This is a genomic window from Neochlamydia sp. AcF65 (assembly GCF_018342435.1).
Taxonomy (GTDB): Bacteria; Chlamydiota; Chlamydiia; order Chlamydiales; family Parachlamydiaceae; genus Neochlamydia.
Genome location: NZ_JAEMUE010000051.1, coordinates 1 through 1,175, shown reverse-complemented (window position 1 = coordinate 1,175; position 1,175 = coordinate 1). Strand labels below are relative to the sequence as shown.

General features: G+C 37.4%; 1 protein-coding gene. It reads left to right on the top strand.

Features of this window, described 5'->3' with window-relative positions:
* The coding region (locus tag NEOC65_RS06525) for a transposase (protein WP_213156087.1) at positions 1 to 1,173 on the top strand (1,173 nt) is incomplete at its 5' end.
* Positions 1,174 to 1,175: the final 2 nt, after the last annotated feature.

The following is a 1,175-nucleotide window of genomic DNA, read 5'->3' as shown; positions in this document are numbered from 1 at the left end:
CTTGCTTTGTTTGGTTTAAAGTTTCCCTCTTTATTGAAGTTTGATCAAAGAAAAGAAGAACCTATCATTAAACATAACCTTTCGACTCTTTACAAGATTGAAAAGGTACCATCAGACACTTATTTAAGGGAGCGATTAGATGTAATTTCTCCTTCTTTATTAAGAGGCACTTTTTGTAAGCTTTTTGCCCATTTACAACGCGGGAAAGTGTTGGAAAACTTCCTTTTTCTTAATAGCTACTATTTACTCTCTTTAGACAGAACAGGTGTTTTTTCTTCAGAAACCATTCATTGTAAACATTGTTGTGAAAAAAAACATCGGGATGGAAGCAGCAGTTATTATCATCAGATTTTAGCAGGTTCTATTGTACATCCAGACTGCCGAGAGGTTATTCCTGTTTGCCCCGAACCCATCTCCAATGAAGATGGAGCTAGTAAAAACGATTGTGAAAGCAATGCAGCTAAACGCTTTATCCAGGCGTTCCGTAAAGAACATCCTCACCTAAATGTTATTGTCACTCAAGATGCTTTAAGTGCTAATGGCCCTCATCTTAAAGAATTACAACAGGCTAAGCTACATTACATCATAGGAGTAAAGCCTGAAGGCAATGCTTCCTTATTTGAATGGATGCAAGGTTTAGATTTTGAAGAGCTTACAATAAAAGAAAAGAAAGGTGAGCTTAACATTCGTTTTATCAACGGTATCCCTCTCAATGACACACATGCAGATTTGCAGGTCAATTTCTTTGAATGCTGGATTAATGATTCTAAGCAGGGAAAGAGACATTTTACCTGGATTACAGACCTGCCTATTAGCGTTAACAATGTTTATGAACTTATACAGGAAGCAAGAGCGAGATGGAAAATTGAAAATGAGACCTTTAATACACTCAAGAATCAAGGGTATGAATTTGAGCATAACTTTGGTCATGGTCATCAGCATCTATGCCATCTGTTTGCCTATCTGATGATGTTAGCTTTCTTGATCGATCAAGTGCAACAGCACTGCTGCAGTATGTTTTTAGCTGCTGTCAAAAAAGCTGGCTCAAGAAGTAGCTTATGGATGCTCATGCGGGCTTTTTTTGTCTCTTACTTTATCGATAGCTGGCAAGATCTTTATCACTCAATTGCCTATGGATTTAAAGGAGCAAGACTTACTCCGAATACTTCTTAACA